The sequence below is a fragment of the Streptomyces sp. NPDC030893 genome (genome assembly GCF_055571535.1).
On the sequence record NZ_JBVIFC010000011.1, the window covers coordinates 80,781 to 97,513 of the forward strand.

Annotated in this window: 16 protein-coding genes and 5 tRNA genes; 12 read left to right on the forward strand and 9 right to left on the reverse strand. The window is 74.1% G+C overall.

What is annotated here, in order from left to right; genetic code table 11:
* The first annotated feature begins 101 nt into the window (after positions 1 to 101).
* From cobT to ACZ434_RS21110, 3 genes are all read left to right on the forward strand, one after another.
* Complete coding sequence (cobT, locus tag ACZ434_RS21100; RefSeq protein WP_468458000.1) at positions 102 to 3,938, forward strand: nicotinate-nucleotide--dimethylbenzimidazole phosphoribosyltransferase; 3,837 nt, start codon at positions 102 to 104, stop codon at positions 3,936 to 3,938.
* 142 nt (positions 3,939 to 4,080) lie between these two features.
* On the forward strand, positions 4,081 to 5,313 hold the full coding sequence (gene cobA / locus ACZ434_RS21105) for a uroporphyrinogen-III C-methyltransferase (protein WP_468458003.1): 1,233 nt from the start codon (positions 4,081 to 4,083) through the stop codon (positions 5,311 to 5,313).
* Position 5,314: 1 nt separating this feature from the next.
* Positions 5,315 to 6,130, forward strand: coding sequence for a TrmH family RNA methyltransferase (locus tag ACZ434_RS21110; RefSeq protein WP_468458005.1), 816 nt, complete (start codon positions 5,315 to 5,317; stop codon positions 6,128 to 6,130).
* A gap of 37 nt (positions 6,131 to 6,167) precedes the next feature.
* Here ACZ434_RS21110 and ACZ434_RS21115 read toward each other — a convergent pair whose 3' ends face one another.
* Complete coding sequence (locus tag ACZ434_RS21115) at positions 6,168 to 7,445, reverse strand: serine/threonine-protein kinase (protein ID WP_468458007.1); 1,278 nt, start codon at positions 7,443 to 7,445, stop codon at positions 6,168 to 6,170.
* A gap of 195 nt (positions 7,446 to 7,640) precedes the next feature.
* Between ACZ434_RS21115 and ACZ434_RS21120 the strand changes: the two genes are divergently transcribed.
* From ACZ434_RS21120 to ACZ434_RS21135, 4 genes are all read left to right on the forward strand, one after another.
* Positions 7,641 to 7,904, forward strand: coding sequence for a hypothetical protein (locus tag ACZ434_RS21120; RefSeq protein ID WP_468458009.1), 264 nt, complete (start codon positions 7,641 to 7,643; stop codon positions 7,902 to 7,904).
* Between the two features lie 210 nt (positions 7,905 to 8,114).
* The gene (locus tag ACZ434_RS21125; RefSeq protein WP_468458011.1) at positions 8,115 to 8,294 is read left to right on the forward strand and encodes a hypothetical protein; all 180 of its coding nucleotides are present in this window, start codon (positions 8,115 to 8,117) and stop codon (positions 8,292 to 8,294) included.
* 582 nt (positions 8,295 to 8,876) lie between these two features.
* Positions 8,877 to 9,863, forward strand: coding sequence for a phosphotransferase family protein (locus ACZ434_RS21130; RefSeq protein WP_468458013.1), 987 nt, complete (start codon positions 8,877 to 8,879; stop codon positions 9,861 to 9,863).
* 101 nt (positions 9,864 to 9,964) lie between these two features.
* The gene (locus tag ACZ434_RS21135) at positions 9,965 to 10,267 is read left to right on the forward strand and encodes a TFIIB-type zinc ribbon-containing protein (protein WP_468458015.1); all 303 of its coding nucleotides are present in this window, start codon (positions 9,965 to 9,967) and stop codon (positions 10,265 to 10,267) included.
* Positions 10,268 to 10,313: 46 nt separating this feature from the next.
* Here the strand turns inward: ACZ434_RS21135 and ACZ434_RS21140 are convergent.
* The 5 genes from ACZ434_RS21140 to ACZ434_RS21160 form a co-directional block, all read right to left on the reverse strand.
* Positions 10,314 to 10,385: transfer RNA gene (locus tag ACZ434_RS21140), tRNA-Val, on the reverse strand.
* A 43-nt stretch (positions 10,386 to 10,428) separates the two neighbouring features.
* Positions 10,429 to 10,500, reverse strand: a tRNA-Val gene (locus tag ACZ434_RS21145).
* A gap of 35 nt (positions 10,501 to 10,535) precedes the next feature.
* Positions 10,536 to 10,607, reverse strand: a tRNA-Val gene (locus ACZ434_RS21150).
* A 1-nt stretch (position 10,608) separates the two neighbouring features.
* A tRNA-Cys gene (locus tag ACZ434_RS21155) sits at positions 10,609 to 10,682 on the reverse strand.
* A 37-nt stretch (positions 10,683 to 10,719) separates the two neighbouring features.
* Positions 10,720 to 10,792: transfer RNA gene (locus tag ACZ434_RS21160), tRNA-Gly, on the reverse strand.
* Between the two features lie 177 nt (positions 10,793 to 10,969).
* Between ACZ434_RS21160 and ACZ434_RS21165 the strand changes: the two genes are divergently transcribed.
* The 3 genes from ACZ434_RS21165 to ACZ434_RS21175 all read left to right on the forward strand — a co-directional run bounded on the left by ACZ434_RS21165 (position 10,970) and on the right by ACZ434_RS21175 (position 13,740).
* Positions 10,970 to 12,016 (forward strand): chorismate-binding protein, encoded by a 1,047-nt coding sequence (locus ACZ434_RS21165; protein WP_468458017.1) that lies wholly within the window; start codon positions 10,970 to 10,972, stop codon positions 12,014 to 12,016.
* Positions 12,017 to 12,018: 2 nt separating this feature from the next.
* Positions 12,019 to 12,840 (forward strand): aminotransferase class IV, encoded by an 822-nt coding sequence (locus ACZ434_RS21170; RefSeq protein ID WP_468458019.1) that lies wholly within the window; start codon positions 12,019 to 12,021, stop codon positions 12,838 to 12,840.
* 75 nt (positions 12,841 to 12,915) lie between these two features.
* The gene (locus tag ACZ434_RS21175) at positions 12,916 to 13,740 is read left to right on the forward strand and encodes a GNAT family N-acetyltransferase (protein ID WP_468458021.1); all 825 of its coding nucleotides are present in this window, start codon (positions 12,916 to 12,918) and stop codon (positions 13,738 to 13,740) included.
* Between the two features lie 15 nt (positions 13,741 to 13,755).
* Here ACZ434_RS21175 and ACZ434_RS21180 read toward each other — a convergent pair whose 3' ends face one another.
* Positions 13,756 to 14,280, reverse strand: coding sequence for a DsbA family protein (locus ACZ434_RS21180; RefSeq protein ID WP_468458023.1), 525 nt, complete (start codon positions 14,278 to 14,280; stop codon positions 13,756 to 13,758).
* A gap of 196 nt (positions 14,281 to 14,476) precedes the next feature.
* On the opposite strand from ACZ434_RS21180, the gene ACZ434_RS21185 reads away from it, so the two are divergent.
* Together ACZ434_RS21185 and ACZ434_RS21190 are read left to right on the forward strand one after the other, a co-directional pair.
* Entirely contained in the window at positions 14,477 to 14,926 is a 450-nt protein-coding gene (locus ACZ434_RS21185; RefSeq protein WP_468458025.1) for a hypothetical protein, read from the forward strand.
* Between the two features lie 150 nt (positions 14,927 to 15,076).
* A complete protein-coding gene (locus ACZ434_RS21190) occupies positions 15,077 to 15,250 on the forward strand; it encodes a hypothetical protein (RefSeq protein ID WP_156698612.1) in 174 nt (57 codons plus the stop codon).
* A 96-nt stretch (positions 15,251 to 15,346) separates the two neighbouring features.
* Here ACZ434_RS21190 and ACZ434_RS21195 read toward each other — a convergent pair whose 3' ends face one another.
* Positions 15,347 to 15,907, reverse strand: a complete 561-nt coding sequence (locus ACZ434_RS21195; protein WP_468458027.1) for a CGNR zinc finger domain-containing protein — start codon at positions 15,905 to 15,907, stop codon at positions 15,347 to 15,349.
* A 313-nt stretch (positions 15,908 to 16,220) separates the two neighbouring features.
* Positions 16,221 to 16,634, reverse strand: a complete 414-nt coding sequence (locus tag ACZ434_RS21200) for an SsgA family sporulation/cell division regulator (RefSeq protein WP_004002642.1) — start codon at positions 16,632 to 16,634, stop codon at positions 16,221 to 16,223.
* Between the last annotated feature and the right edge of the window lie 99 nt (positions 16,635 to 16,733).

Here is a 16,733-nt window from a genome sequence, read left to right on the forward strand (position 1 = left end):
TGCCGCTGGGGACGCACGCTCGTTCTTCAGTGTGGGGCGGTCGGTGCGCCGTTCCGGGTGAGCTGGTCGTAGGAGCACTAACCGATGGGCGAGGGGTACGCATGACCGACACCGGCCAGGTCCCGGGCGAGGGACTGCCGGAGAACGCAGGCATGGTGGAGCAGCCGGGCGTCCCCGCGCCCGAGGCGTACACCTACCTCTCCGACAGTCCCGCCGAGGACGAAGACCTGCTGCTGCCGGGCGCCCAGGGCGCCTGGGGCAACGAGATCGCTCCGCCCGCGCCCGAACCGGTCGTCGAGACCGTGCACGAGCCCGGCCCGCACGAGACGGCCGGCCGCGACAGCGGCTCGGTCGACCTCGGCGGCGTCCGGCTCCCCGACCCGGACCGGCAGCCGACCCCGCCGGTCGCGCCGCGCCGCCCGCTGCACCTCGGCCCGCCCATCCCCGACGTCTCCGCGAGCCCGGTCCGCTCCCTCGCCGACCGCGGCCCCGCCGACCTCCCGGCACGCCAGCCGGGCCCGCCGACGCTCGGCCCCGAGTACCTCGACATCCCGCGCGCGCGGGAGGCGGCGGCACCGCAGGCCGCGGCGCCCTGGGGCGCGCAGGCCGCGGAAACGGTTGCCCCGCCGGCGGAGCCGACGGGCGCGGCCGGTGCCGCCCAGGCGGTCGTCACCCGCGTCGCGGCGGAGGCGGTCGCGGTGCAGGACACGGAAGGTGCGGGCATCGCCGTCGGCGGTCGGACCGTGCCGGAGTACACACCGGTGGCCTCCGGGGTGCCGGGTGGCGGCGACACCGTTGCCGCTGCCGTGCCGGAGCAGGGGCGCCGGGGCGAGGCGCACGAGCCGGCCCCCGCGAGCGTCCCGGGTTTCGAGGCACCGCAGCCCGCGGAGGTCCCGGGCGGGGAGGCCCCTGCCCCGGAGTCCGCCACGGTGACCGAACCCGTAGCCGCGCCGGCGCCGCAGGTCCCGGACGCGGTCGTCCAGGCGCCGGACGCCGGGGTCGTGCAGAAGACCGCCGCGCCGGCAGTCGAGGAGCAGCACGCCGGTGCGGAGGCGGCGGCCGAGCCCGCTCAGGCGGCCGTGGACCCGCAGGCCGTCGCGGCACCCCACCCCGCCCCGGCGGGTGCGGAGGCCGCGGGACCGGAGGCGCCCGAGGCCGTGGCGGTTCCCGAGCCCGCCCTCGTGGCGTCGGAGCCCGTCCAGGGGGTTGCGGAGCCGCAGCCGGTTGAGGCGCAGGCCGCGGAGGCCACAGGGCCCGTGGCTCCCGAGGCCGTGCTGGTTGCCGAGCCTGCCCAGGTGGCTGAGGAGCCGCAGCCGGTTGAGGCACAGGCTGCGGAGGCGCCCGAGGCCGCGGTGGTTGCCGAGCCTGCCCTCGTGGCGTCGGAGCCCGCCCAGGTGGTTGCCGAGCCCGTCCAGGTGGCTGAGGAGCCGCAGCCCGTTCAGGCGCAGGCTGCGGAGGCCACAGGGTCCGGGGCTCCCGAGGCCGTGCTGGTTGCCGAGCCCGTCCAGGTGGCCGAGGAGGCCCACCCCGTTCAGGCGGAGGACGCGGAGACCGCCGTACCGGAGCCGGCTCACGTTCTCCAGGAGCCCGGGGCCCCCGAGGCACCGGCCGTCGAGCCCGTCGTGCCGGAGTACGTCCAGGTCGCCGAAGCGGCGGCCCCAGTGGACGTACCGTCCGCGGACGACGCAGACCCGCAGACCGCGCCGCTGCCCGGTGCCGAAGCCGCCCCGCCCTTCGAGGTGCCCGGCGCCGGCGTCGCCGCACCGGACACCGCGCCGCCCGTTCCCGCCGAGCCGGTGACGGAGCCGGCCGCCGGGGCCGTCCCGGAAGCCGACGGGACGATCCCCGACGCGGCACCCGAAACCCCCGCGCCGCCTCAGCCCCCGACCGCCGAGGTCCCGGAGGCGCCCCACGCTCCCGTCGCGACGGCCGGCGCCGACTCCGGTACCGCACCGGCTCAGGCGGACCCGGTCCTGGACCCCCTGCAGACCCCCGCCGTCCCCCTCGTACCCGGGCCGGACCAGTCTTTCGGCCAGTTCGTCCCCGTGGACGGCAGCGTGCCCACCGCACCGACCCCGCCGCACGGCGTGACCGTGCCGGCGCAGGAACACAGCGAGGCCGACGCCGACGCCGTACCCGCACAGGACCCGGACGACCTGGACACCCAGGGCGCCGGTGTCGGTCCGGAAGCGGCGCCGCCCGCCGGCCCGCCCGCACCCGGCTACGACGACGCCGAGCGCGAGGCCGTCCTGAAGGTGATGCGCGAGCGGCGGGACATCCGCAACGGCTTCCGCGACGACCCCATCCCGCACGAGGTGCTGCTGCGCGTCCTGGAGGCCGCCCACACCGCGCCCTCCGTCGGCCACTCGCAGCCCTGGGACTTCGTCGTCATCCGCTCCGCCGAGACCCGGCGCAGCATGCACGAACTGGCCGTGCGCCAGCGCGACGCCTACGCCAGTTCCCTTCCCAAGGGACGGGCGAAGCAGTTCAAGGCACTGAAGATCGAGGCCATCCTCGACACACCCGTGAACATCGTCGTCACCGCCGACCCCACCCGCGGCGGCCGGCACACCCTCGGCCGCCACACCCAGCCGCAGATGGCGCCGTACTCCTCCGCCCTCGCCGTCGAGAACCTCTGGCTCGCCGCCCGCGCCGAAGGCCTCGGCGTCGGCTGGGTCAGCTTCTTCGACGAGCGGGAGATGGTCCGCGCCCTGGGGCTCCCCGAGCACCTCGAGGTCGTCGCCTACCTGTGCGTGGGCTACGTCGACGAGTTCCCGGACGAGCCCGAGCTGATGCAGGCGGGCTGGTCCAGGCGCCGCCCCCTGTCCTGGGTCGTGCACGAGGAGACGTACGGCCGCCGCGCCCTGCCCGGAGAGGACCCCCACGACCTGCTTGCCGAGACCGTCGCACAGATCCGCCCGCTGGACGCCAAGGCCCTCGGCGAGGCCTGGGAGCGCCAGAAGCGCATGACCAAGCCCGCCGGAGCGCTCGGCATGCTGGAGATCATCTCCGCCCAGCTCTCCGGCCTGTCCCGCCAGTGCCCGCCCCCCATCCCGGAACCCGCAGCCGTCGCGATCTTCGCCGGCGACCACGGAGTGCACGCCCAGGGCGTCACCCCCTGGCCGCAGGAGGTCACCGCACAGATGGTGGCCAACTTCCTCGGCGGGGGAGCGGTCTGCAACGCCTTCGCCACCCAGGTGGGCGCCGAGGTCTGCATCGTCGACGTGGGCGTCTCCGCCGACCTCCCGGCCACCCCCGGCCTGCTGCCCCGCAAGATCCGCGCCGGCACCTCCGACATGACCACCGGGCCCGCGATGACCCGCGAGGAGGCCAAGCAGGCCATCGAGGTCGGCATCGAGACCGCCCGTGACCTGGTGGCGGCCGGCAACAAGGCCCTGCTCACCGGTGAGATGGGCATCGCGAACACCACCGCGTCCGCCGCCCTCATCTCGGTCTTCACCGGCGCCGACCCCTCCGAGGTCACCGGACGCGGCACCGGCATCAACGACGAGACCCTCGTCCGCAAGACCGAGGTCGTGCGCCGCGCCCTGGAACTGCACCAGCCGGACCCGGCCGACCCGCTCGGCGTCCTGGCCGCCGTCGGCGGCTTCGAGCACGCCGCCATGGTCGGCCTGCTCCTCGGCGGGGCATCGCTGCGTACGCCGGTGATCCTGGACGGCGTCAGCGCCGGTGCCGCCGCCCTGGTGGCCCGGGCCATCGCCCCCGAGGTCCTGGCGGCCTGCATCGCGGGCCACCGCAGCGCCGAGCCCGGCCATGTGGCCGCCCTCAACACACTGGGCCTGCGCCCCCTGGTCGACCTCGACCTCCGCCTCGGCGAGGGCACGGGCGCGCTGCTGGCGCTCCCCCTGGTCCAGAGCACGGCACGGGCCATGCACGAGGTGGCGACCTTCGATTCGGCAGGCGTCACCGAAAAGTAGGCCGGCGGGAAGGGGGTGGGCGGGGCATCACCCCACCCACCCCGGCCCCCACCGGACGCGCGCATAAAATCCCCACGTCAGGCCCGCTCCAAAGCCGCAGCGTGCCCGCTGACCCACCGCTCGTCCGAGGGAGCCTCACCTGATGGCCGAACACCCCGCCTACCCCGTAGGCCTCCGCCTCACCGGCCGCCGCGTGGTCGTCCTCGGCGCCGGCCAGGTGGCCCAGCGCCGCCTCCCCGCCCTCATCGCCGCCGGCGCCGACATCCACCTCGTGTCCCCCGAGGCCACCCCCTCCGTGGAGGCCATGGCGGACACCGGCGAAATCACCTGGCACCGCCGCCCCTACGCCGACGGCGACCTCGCCGACGCCTGGTACGCCCTGATCGCCACCAGCGACCCCGCCGCCAACACCGCCGCCTCCGCCGAAGCGGAGCGCCACCGCGTCTGGTGCGTCCGCTCCGACGACGCCGACGAGGCGACGGCGTGGACCCCCGCCACCGGCACCAGCGAAGGCGTCACCGTCGCCGTGCTCACGACCAGGGCGCGCGGCCGCGACCCCCGCCACACCGCCGCCATCCGCGACGCCGTGGTCGAGGGCCTGCGCGACGGCACCCTGGTCGCCCCGCACCACCGCACCCGCACCCCCGGCGTCGCCCTCGTCGGCGGCGGCCCCGGCGACCCGGACCTGATCACCGTGCGCGGCCGCCGCCTGCTCGCCGAGGCCGACGTCGTCATCGCCGACCGGCTCGGCCCGCGCGACCTGCTCGCCGAACTCCCCCCGCACGTCGAGGTGATCGACGCGGCGAAGATCCCCTACGGCCGTTTCATGGCCCAGGAGGCCATCAACGACGCGCTCATCGAACACGCCCGCAGGGGCAGGTCGGTGGTCCGGCTCAAGGGCGGTGACCCCTATGTCTTCGGGCGCGGCATGGAGGAACTCCAGGCGCTCGCCGAGGCCGGCATCCCCTGCACCGTCGTCCCCGGCATCTCCAGCTCCATCTCCGTCCCCGGCGCGGCCGGCATCCCCGTCACCCACCGCGGTGTGGCACACGAGTTCACCGTGGTCAGCGGCCATGTCGCCCCCGACGACGAACGCTCCCTCGTCGACTGGCCATCGCTCGCCCAACTGACCGGCACCCTCGTCGTCCTCATGGGCGTCGACAAGATCGGCCGGATCGCCGAGACCCTCGTCGCGCACGGCAAGTCCCCCGACACCCCCGTCGCCCTCGTCCAGGAGGGCACCACCGCCGCCCAGCGCCGCGTCGACGCCACTCTCGCCACCGTCGCCGAAACCGTCGTCGCGCAGGACGTCAAGCCGCCGGCCGTCATCGTCATCGGCGACGTCGTCGGCGTGGGCCCGGACGAGGCGGCCTGACATGGCCGAGCTCATCACCGTCGACGACCCGGGCGACCCCCGGCTGCACGACTACACCGGCCTGACCGACGTCGAACTGCGCCGCCGGCGCGAGCCCGCCGAGGGCCTGTTCATCGCCGAGGGCGAGAAGGTCATCCGGCGCGCCGGCGAAGCCGGCTACGCGATGCGGTCCATGCTGCTGTCCGCGAAGTGGGTCGACGTCATGCGGGACGTCATCGACCGGTTCGACGCCCCGGTGTACGTCGTGGAGCCCGCCCTCGCCGAAGAGGTCACCGGCTACCACGTGCACCGCGGCGCCCTCGCCTCCATGCAGCGCCGGCCCCTGCCCACGGCGGCCGACGTGCTGCGCACCGCCCGCCGGGTCGTCGTCATGGAGTCGGTCAACGACCACACCAACATCGGCGCGATCTTCCGCTCCGCGGCGGCCCTCGGCATGGACGCCGTGCTGCTCTCCCCGGACTGCGCCGACCCCCTGTACCGGCGCAGCGTGAAAGTCTCCATGGGGGCGGTCTTCTCCGTGCCGTACGCACGGGTGGACACCTGGCCGCACGGGCTGGAGACGGTGCGTGCGGCCGGGTTCCGGCTCCTCGCCCTCACCCCGGACGAGACGGCACGGCCCCTGGACGAGGTCGCCCCGCACCGGATGGAGCGGGTGGCCCTGATGCTGGGGGCGGAGGGCAGCGGCCTGTCCGCCCGGGCTCTCGCGGCCGCCGACGAACGGGTCCGCATCCCGATGTCCCACGGCGTCGACTCCCTCAACGTGGGAGCGGCGGCCGCGGTCGCCTTCTACGCCGTGGCCACCGGGCGTCCGCGGTAACAGCCCGGGCGTCCGGGCCGTTACCGCGGTCCCGGCTTCACCCGGGGCCCTGGCAGCCCTGCACCAGCGCGATGCCCAACGCGACGACCAGCGTCACCACGACGAACACGAACAGCCGCTGCCTGAGCAGCCGCGGATTGGCCGGGCGGAGTCCGGTACCGGTCGGCCGGGGCCCCGGCCGGCGCGCACCGGTACCGGACCGCGTGGTGTTCCGGGACGCCGGCGTGGGGCGCGACCCGTTCCGCGGCGGCGTGCCCCCGCGCGGGGAGCCGCCCCGCGCGGCGGGCACGCCACGGCTGCCGCGTCCCGGGGACGAACCGCCGTTCCTGGGCACGGGACCGCGTCCGCGCGGCGCCGGGGTTCCCTGACCGCCCGGCCGGCGCCGCTCCCGCTCACGTTCCCGTTCCGGATAGCTCTCCGCGAGGCGCCCGGTGGACCGGTCCGACTCCGGGGCGCGCGGCGCCGGCGGACGGACGTCGGCCAGGCCCTGCGCCTCCCGCGCGGCGATCTCCTTGAGCCGCAGCGACAGTTGGAGCGTGCTGGGCCGCTCCTCGGGATCCTTCGCCAGGCAGGCGCGGACGAGCGGCGCCAGCGCGTCCGGGACGCCGTGCAGCTGGGCCTCCTCGTGCACCACGCGGTACAGCATCACCTCCGAACTGCCGTGTCCGAAGGGGGAGTCGCCCATCGACGCGTACGCCAGCGTGGCGCCCAGCGAGAACACGTCCGTGGCCGGGGTGACGGCCGCCCCGCGCACCTGCTCGGGGGCGAGGAAGCCGGGCGAGCCGACCGCCGTGCCGACGTGGGTGAGCGTCGAGGCGCCCGTGGCCCAGGCGATGCCGAAGTCGATGATCCGCGGCCCCTTCGGGGACAGCAGGATGTTGGACGGTTTGAGGTCCCGGTGCACCACCCCCGCCTCGTGCACGGCGACCAGCCCCTCCGAGAGGGCCGCGCCGACCGCCGCGACGTCGGCCGCCCGGAGCGGACCCTCGCCGGCGACCTTGTCGTGCAGCGACGGGCCGGGCACGTACTGCGTGGCGAACCACGGCCGGTCCGCCTCCAGATCGGCGGCGACCAGCCGGGCCGTGCAGCCGCCGCGGATGCGCCGGGCCGCCGAGACCTCCCGCGCGAACCGTGAACGGAACTCCTGGTCCTCCGCCAGATCAGGCCGGATGACCTTCAGCGCGACCCGCTGCCCCTTCTTGTCGGAGCCCAGGTAGACCACGCCCATCCCACCCGCGCCGAGCCGTCGGTGAAGCCTGAAAGAGCCGACGACGCGCGGGTCCTCGCGCCTCAGGCGCATCATCGCCATGTTCATCCCCGCTGCCCGGTCCTGTGACGTGCCACAGCTTACGTTTCCACAACGGCCCGTGCGCAGAGGCCGCGCCCTCTCGAACCGATGGATTGTCAGTGGTGGGTGGGAGACTTGAAAGGTGGTCAGGGAGCGCGCGGGCAGGCCGGGTTCGCGCGGCGGGTGATCCCAACCACCCGACACCGAAGGGGGATTGATCGCGTGAAGGGTGACCGTGTGGAGATCGTCGTGGACGCCGGGGACACGACGCGTACGTACGAGGTGGTGGCGAGCAGGGCGGGACGCAGGGTGGAGACCGCGGTGCGCCGGGGGGTGGTCGAAGTGAGCGAAGTCACCCGGACCGGAGCGGTCGTGCGGACGGCCCGGTTCATGGCGAACCGGGTGCTCGCGCTGGTGGAGCAGCCGGTACCGCGGGAGGACGGATCGGAGAAAACCGGTGCGGAGCGGACGGCCCTTCGGGGATGACCCTGAGAGCCGGGCCCGGGTCTCCACCCTGGGGAGTACGGCGCAGGTGACGGCTCATCCTCCGGGAGGCCCGGCAATCGGTACGAGGGCATGACGTCCGGAGAGGGCCGGGCCCCTAGATTTGAGGTCAAGCGGCGGGTGCGGTACTCGTCCCCCGAGGTCAGACGCCCGCCGCTGTCAAGAACAACAGAAACGGCCGGGAGAGGGATCATGGCGTACACGGCACCGCGGACCGCCGTCCGCACGCGGGACCACGGCGAGAGCCGTCGTCACCCGCTGGTGGCGACGTTGATGGCCCTTCCCCTGGCGGTCCTGCTCCTCCTCGTCTTCGACGGGTGGGAGACAGTGGCCACACAGGCGTCGTCCGTGGGAGAGATGCTGGGGCGCTGAGCGGCGACCCCAGGCCCGGAAGAGCGGTCCGGGCGGGGACATCCACCCATGAAACCCCGTGGGGACGGGGGTGCGGCGGACGGCAAAAATGCCGGCGCAGCTGGGGAGCTGCGCCGGCATTCCCCTACCCCCTCCAAGCCCCCCGCCCTACCGCGCCCCCGTGCTGCCGCGACCCGCTCTCCACGCGCCACACCCCTGCAGCGCCGCCGCCCTCCGCGCGCTACCGAGCTGCCCCCTACCGCGCCGCCGCGCCCCCGCTCTCCACGCGCTACCGCGCTGCCCCCTGTCGTTCCGCCGCGCCTTCGCTCTCCGCGCCCTACGCCCTGCTGCGCCGCCGCTCCCCGCGCGCTACCGCGTTGTTCCTACCGCGCCCCCGCGCCCCTGCGCCCCCGCGCCCCCGTGCCGCCCCGCCCCGCACTCCCCGCACTCCCCGCACTCCGCGGGCAGTCGTGCCGCTGGGGCGGCACGGGTGGGCGCGACGGCACCCCGCTCGCGCCGGGCTGCGCGAACACCCCCCGGCCCACACCAGCGCACGGCACCCCCCAACCGCGCCGCCCCCGCCCACCTCGTACCCTCACGCCCGTGACCACGGACCTCCTCCCCGCGCTGACAGCGCACGTCACGGCAACGGCCCACGCCCTCGCCCCCGGCACCAACACGAACACGAGCACCAACACCAACACCAACACCAACACCAACAGCCAACGCACCTGCCCCTGCCCCGCAGGGACCCTCACCACCCGCCCCGACACCACCCTCGTCCACCACGCCGACACCGTCGCCAAGGCCCACGCCCCCGGCACCGACCCCACCCACCTCACCGCCCGAGTCACCACGGCCGCCCACCTCCCCGACACCCTCCTCCCCCCACTCGCCCCGACCCCCGTCGAACTGCACGGACGGCTCGTCACCCACTGGCCGTACGGCACCCCGGTGGACCCGGACGACCCCGACGCCGCCCCCTGGGAGGCCGCGGCAACCCTCCTCGCCCACCTCCACCGCACCCCACCCCCCGTCCCCGTACCCCCCATGCGCGGCCCCGCGAAGGCCGCCCACGCCATCGCCGCCCTCCGGGCCACCGCCTCCCACCACCCGGCCACCGCACCGGTACTGCACGCCTGGGCCGCCCTCCCCGCCTGGGCCCGGGACGAGGCCCCCATGCCCGACACGGCCACCCTCTGCCACGGCGACTTCCACCTCGGCCAGCTCATACGCCCCCCGGCGTCCGCGGACCGCTGGCTGCTGATCGACGTCGACGACCTCGGCACGGGCGTCCCGGCGTGGGACCTGGCCCGCCCGGCGGCCTGGTACGCCTGCGGACTGCTCGCCCCCGACGAGTGGCACCGCTTCCTCACCGCCTACCGCGCGGCCGGCGGCCCGGCCGTACCGGCCGGCGGCGACCCCTGGACCTTGCTGGACACCCCGGCACGCGCCCTCACCGCGCAGACCGCCGCCCGCGCCGTCGCCAAGGCGGTCGTGGCGGAACGGCCGCTGGACGAGGTGGAGCAGTCACTGGTCGACGCCTGCGCGCGCATGGCCGCCGTCCGACCCGCCTCCCCACCGGGTTGAGCGCAAGTTCACCGACGTAGGGTGCAACCGACCCGCGGCCGGACGGAGTCTGTCCTGGCGATACGCGAAGAGGGAACGACCGGCGAGGAGTTGAACCGATCATGCAGTGTCCGAAGTGCCGTGCCCCGATGCACACCTACAACCGCAACGGTGTCCAGATCGAGCAGTGCAGCGGGTGCCGAGGAATCTTCCTCGACTACGGCGAGCTGGAGTCGCTGACCCGGCTGGAGTCCCAGTGGTCGCAGCCCGCGCCGCCCGCTGCACCCCCGGCCGCCGCCGCCCCGCAGGCGTACCCGGCCGCCCCGCAGCCGCCCGCCTGGGGCGCCCCGCACGGCGGCCACGGCGGCCACCACTACGGTCACCGCCGTCACAAGAGCTTCGGGCACATGCTCTTCTCCAGCTGACACACGCCGAAGCCCCCGGTCGCAGGACCGGGGGCTTCGAGGGGTGTGGACGATACTGGGATTGAACCAGTGACCTCTTCCGTGTCAGGGAAGCGCTCTCCCGCTGAGCTAATCGTCCTCGGGACCACGATCACTCCGAGGAGCGGATCATGGGCACTGCGTGCGCGATACTGGGATTGAACCAGTGACCTCTTCCGTGTCAGGGAAGCGCTCTCCCGCTGAGCTAATCGCGCGGGGTCGGACCTTCGATGATCCGTCGAAGATCCAGTGGACGATACTGGGATTGAACCAGTGACCTCTTCCGTGTCAGGGAAGCGCTCTCCCGCTGAGCTAATCGTCCTTGGAGGTGGAGACGGGATTTGAACCCGTGTAGACGGCTTTGCAGGCCGTTGCCTCGCCTCTCGGCCACTCCACCAGGAGTGTAGGGGACCGGGAAGTCCCCTCTTCCTTCGAGCGGACGACGAGGCTCGAACTCGCGACCTCAACCTTGGCAAGGTTGCGCTCTACCAACTGAGCTACGTCCGCCTGTCGTTTCGGTCGGCTTGCGCTTCCCGGCGACGAACTGAACTCTAGCGGATTCCGGGGCCAGTACAAAAACCCGTTTGTGCAGCGTGCTGCGGTGCGCCCGCGCGGTGACCTGCCCGGTGGCCCGCGGCGGGCGCGGTCACGGCACCGGAACCGGGCCCGCCATAGACTCGACACGTGCTGGACCTCCCACCCCTCGCCCGCTTCGGCGACCGTGTCGCCACCGGACTCCTCGACGTCACCGACGACCCCGCCGCCCTGGACTCCACCGGCTTCTGGGCCGTCGCCGCAGACTTCGAGGGCCGTCTGACCTGCGCCCGCTTCCGTGAGGTCCGGGAGCAGCCGGTTCCCGCGCCGGTGCCGGGCGCCTGGCGGGGACCGGCCGCCGGTGACTGGACGTCCTCGCTGGACCGCGCCGCGTACACGGCGGCCGTCCGCCGCATCCGGGCGCACATAGCCGCCGGCGAGGTCTACCAGGCGAACCTCTGCCGCGTCCTGTCCGCGCCCGTACCGTCCGGCGCCGACGTGGACGCCCTCACCGCCCTGCTGGCCCGCGGCAACCCCGCCCCGTACGCCGGAACGTTTCGGCTGCCGGGGCACGGCGTGGAGATAGCCACCGCCTCGCCCGAGCTCTTCCTGCGCCGGGAGGGCGGGACCGTCGAGTCCGGGCCGATCAAGGGCACCGGCAGGACCGAGGCGGACCTGCTGGAGAAGGACTACGCCGAGAACGTCATGATCGTCGACCTGGTCCGCAACGACATCGGACGGGTCTGCGCCACCGGCACCGTGACGGTGCCCGACCTGTGCGCCGTCGAGAAGCATCCCGGTCTGGTCCACCTCGTGTCGACCGTGCGCGGCGAACTGCGTACCGGCGCCGGCTGGCCGGAACTCCTCTCGGCCGCCTTCCCGCCCGGCTCCGTCACCGGCGCGCCCAAGTCCAGCGCCCTGCGGATCATCGACGCGCTGGAGACCGTGCCCCGCGGCCCGTACTGCGGCGGCATCGGCTGGGTGGACGCCGATCGCGGCACCGGCGTGCTGGCGGTGGGCATCCGCACCTTCTGGATCGACCGGGACGCTGACGGCGGCGCCGTCCTGCGTTTCGGCACCGGCGCCGGGATCACCTGGGGTTCCGACCCCGAGGGGGAGTGGCGGGAGACCGAACTGAAGGCGTCCCGGCTGCTCGCGGTAGCGTCGGGCACGTACCGGGTGAGTGAAGGGACCTAGACGTGAAGATCTGGCTCGACGGCGGACTGCAGGACATCGAGTCCGCCCGCGTCTCCGTCTTCGACCACGGACTGACCGTGGGCGACGGCATCTTCGAGACGGTGAAGGCCGTGGACGGACGCCCGTTCGCGCTCACCCGGCATCTCGACCGGCTGACCCGGTCCGCCCGGGGGCTCGGGCTGCCCGACCCCGACCTCGACGAGGTCCGCCGCGCCTGCGCCGCCGTCCTCGAGGCCAATCCCATGCCGCTCGGCCGGCTGCGCCTCACCTACACCGGCGGCCACGGCCCGCTCGGCTCCGACCGCGGCGAACACGGCCCGACCCTCGTGGTCGCCCTCGGCGAGACCACCCGCCGCCCCGACACCACCGCCGTCATCACCGTGCCCTGGACCCGCAACGAACGCGGCGCGCTCACCGGCCTGAAGACCACCTCGTACGCCGAGAACGTGGTCGCCCTCGCCCGGGCCCGCGAACAGGGCGCCTCCGAGGCGCTGTTCGCCAACACCGTCGGCCAACTCTGCGAGGGCACCGGCTCGAACGTCTTCGTGGTCCTCGACGGCGAGCTCCACACCCCGCCGCTCGCCTCCGGCTGCCTCGCCGGCATCACCCGCGACCTCGCCGCCGAGTGGACCGGCGCCAGGGAGACCGACCTGCCGCTGGACGTGCTGCTGCGGGCGGAGGAGATCTTCCTGACCTCCACCCTGCGCGACGTCCAGGCCGTGCACCGGGTCGACGACCGCGAACTGCCCGGCGCTCCCGGCCCGGTGACCGCCAAGGCCATGCGGATCTTCGACGAGCGCTCGGGGGCCGACCTCGATCCGTGACGGCCCGGTGCATCGGCCGGGACGGCCCCGTCCACGGGTGGTGGCGGGCCGGGGGAGAGGGGTAGAACTCCCGTGATGACCACCACCCTGCGGCCGGCCGAGCCGCTTCAGCAGAACCCCGACGGCACGCGCTCGCGCCGCTATCGGGTGTGCGTCAACAGCCGTCCCGTCGGGGCCGTGCACCTCGGTACGCATCCCGTCTTCGGCGACGCCGTGGCCCGGATCATGAGCCTGAGCATCGAGGAACCGGACCGCAGGCGCGGCCGGGGCACGGTGGCCGCGCTCGCGGCGGAGGAGGTGGCCCGCGGCTGGGGCTGCCGGCGCATCGAAGCGACGGTCCCGGCCGGCTCCGCCACCGCCCTCGGGCTCGCCACGGCCCTCGGTTACGTCCTGCGCAACCGGAACATGGAGAAGCCCCTCGGCGACACCGCGCCCGCCCTGCCGGAGGGCAGCGTGGCCCGGCCCATGACCGAGGCCGAGTTCGGCCCCTGGACGGCCAGGAACCAGGAGGAGTACGCCCGGAACTGGATCGAGCGCGGGGTGCCGGAGGCCGAGGCGCGGGGCAAGGCGGTGAACGACAACGCCGCGCTGCTGCCCCGGGGCCGCACCACCGAGGGCATGCTGTTCAGCGTCCTGGAGCACCGGGGCACCCCCGTGGGCACCCTGTGGCTGGCGGTGACCGGGGAGCAGGCCTTCGTCTTCGACGTCGAGGCCGACGCCGCCCACCGCGGCCGGGGACACGGACGCACCCTCATGCTGCTCGCCGAGGCCCAGGCGGCCGCGGCCGGCAAGCGGGTCGTCGCCCTGAACGTGTTCGCCGGCAACACACCGGCCGAGCGGCTCTACGAGTCGCTCGGCTACGGCACGACGCGGTACTTCATGTACAAGGCGCTGGTCTAGCCACCGGGGACCCGGTCAGTCACGCCGCCCGGCCAGCAGGCGGTCCGCGATCTCCTCGACGCGCTCGCGCAGGCCCTCCTGGCTCTTTCCGCCGTCGAGACGCTCACCGCCGATGACATAGGTCGGAGTGCCGGTCACCCCGATCGCCTTGCCCTCGGCCTGGTCCGCGTCCACGATCAGGATGTGCCGTCCGTCGATCAGCGCGGTGTCGAACTCCTCGGCGTCCAGGCCGAGTTCACGGGCGACCTCGACGAGGAACGCCTCGCCCCGGCGGTCCAGCTCCTCGACCCGCTCCAGCACGGTCTCGACGTACTCCCGGCCCCGCCCCTGCGCCAGCGCCTCCTCGGCGGCCTGGGCGGCGGCGAAGGAGTGCTTGTGCTTCTCCAGCGGGAAGTGCCGCAGCCGCAGCTCCAGGCGGTCGCCGTAGCGGGCCCGCAGGGCGCGGAGGTCGTCGAGGGCGGTCCGGCAGTCGGAGCACTGCAGCTCGCACCAGACGTCGAGGACGGCGGTGGCGGGACGGGCGGGGGAGGAGTCGCTCATGGGTCACAGTCTCCCAGCCCGGCTCCGGGCCGCCCACGTCAGCCCGCCCGGCCTCCGGCCGCAACCGGGACCTGGGGAGGAGCCGACCCGGAGATGTCCCTGATGTCGGGCCGGAACATGGCCTCACCGGGCCCGGTGGGTGCACGATGGAGGGGAACGACGTACCGCCGCGACCGCACGCTGCCTGGAGGACCGGATGATTGCCGAGACCGTCTGCTCCGCCGTCTCCGCGGCAGGCCTGGGCATCGCGGTGGTCACGGCCTGGCGCAAACGCTTCCTCGCCGCGGCCCGTATCGCCGCCTACTCGCTCGTGCCCGTCGCCCTGGTGATGACCGGGGTCGTCCAATGGCTGGCCGACACGGCCTTCAGCCCGACGGCCTGGGCGGGCTTCGGACTGCTGGGCCTGTCCTGGGTGCTGTTCGCGATCACACGCACCGTGGAGCGCCGCCGCGGCGGCACCCGCAAGGAGCGCAAGGCCGCCCGGGCGGCCGAGGGCGGCTCCGGCGCGGTGGCCCCGGGCGCCTCGGCACCCGCCCTGGGCCAGGGATCCCGCCCGGCCGCCAAACCGGCGAAACAGGCGCCGGCGTCCCGCGGCGACGACGACTTCAGCGACATCGAGGCCATCCTCAAGAAGCACGGCATCTGAAAGAAGCACGGCGTCTGAACTTCCGCGGACCGGCCGAAACGTCACAGGACGTCCCGGAGCGCCCGGAAATGATCACAAGCGGAACCGTAGATCGCGGATTGGGCGACCTCGCATGCTTTCCGTGAGTGTTGATCGCGTCGGGGGCTCCCCATGCGTCATCATCGCGGCGAGATGCTGGACACGACACAGAGCGATGCCGCGCCGCAGCAGGACGAGCCGCGTGGATGCCTCTTCGCCCTATCCCAGCCACCGCTGATGATCTTCCTTGCGGTGATCGGGTGTCTGCTGCTCACGGCTGCCCTGCACGACCTGCTGTGGCTGTGAGCCGTACCCGCGGTACCCGACGTCACCCGTCGGGACCGCGTCGGCACGGCACCGCACACGACCGCGCCCCCGGCTGCCGGCCGCCCGGCCGGCGGATCAGCGCGCTGCCTCCTTGCGGCGGGCACGGTACGCGGCCACGTGCAGGCGGTTGCCGCAGGTGCGGCTGTCGCAGTAGCGGCGTGAGCGGTTGCGGGAGAGGTCGACGAAGGCGTGCCGGCAGTCCGGGGCCTCGCAGCGGCGCAGCCGCTCCTGCTCCCCGGCGACCACGAAGAACGCCAGCGCCATCCCGCAGTCGGCGGCCAGATGATCGGCCACGGAGGCGCCCGGCGCGAAATAGTGCACGTGCCAGTCGTAACCGTCGTGGTCGGTGAGCCGGGGCGTGGTGCCCGCGGCCGCGATCAGCTCGTTGATCAGCCCGGCCGCGGCGCGGGCGTCGGGAGCGGCGAACACCGCCGCGAACCGGGACCGGATCCTGAGCACCGCCGCCAGGTCGGCCTCGGTGAGCACCCCGACCTCGCTGATCTTGTGGTCCCGGACGAAGACCTCGAGGGCCGCGACGTCCGCCAGCCCGTCCGCGGTCGCGTCGTCCTCCGGCGCGGTGTTCACCAGATCCACCACGGTGTCGAGTGCGCACCGGGTGTCGTGGGTGATCAGCACGATTCGCTCCCTGGCCTGGGGGTCGGGCGGTCGCCCGCCGATGCTGGCCGATGGTAGTGGCTCCGGCGTGCTCCGTACCTCCCCGCTCCGCACATGGCTTCGAATCCGGCACGGCGGCCCCCGCACGTTCCCGGCCGCTGCCCCGCGCCCGCCCCGCGCCGCACGGAGCGCACACGGCACAACGGCGCCGACCGCGGAACCCCGCGGCGTCGGCGCCGTTGTGTGTGAGCCGTGTGCGGTGGTCCGCAGGCGGCTGTCCGGGCCCGAGCCGTCACCCCGAGTCGACGGCGCCGGGCGGTCTGGTGAGCCTCGCCTAGCTTTCCGCCAGGATGTGCGAGAGCTCCTGATCGAGGTCGAAGTGCCGGTGTTCCGTGCCGGGCGGCACGGCGGCGTCTGTGCGCTTCAGGAAGGACTCCAGGGCCCGCGCCGGGGCCTCGAGCAGGGCTTCCCCCTCCGGCGAGCTCAGGGCGATGCACACGACGCCCTGGCCGTGACTGCGCGACGGCCAGACGCGGACGTCGCCGGTGCCCGTGGGGCGGTGAAGTCCCTCGGCGAGGAGGTCGCGGGCGAACACCCACTCGACGGTCTCCTCGGCTCCGGTGTGGAAGGTGGCGTGCACGGCGTAGGGGTCGGCCGTGTCGTACCGCAGGCCTGCGGGGACAGGCAGGGAGGACTCGCTCGACACAACGAGGCGCAGGTGCAGCTCGCAGCTGACCGTGGTGTTCATAAGCGCCAGGGCCTTTCGCTCAGTGTGCGCTCGGGGATTCGCACGTCGGCCAAATCGACATGCCACCTACGGTGCCGTTGTAAACCCCTCTGAGTGTTT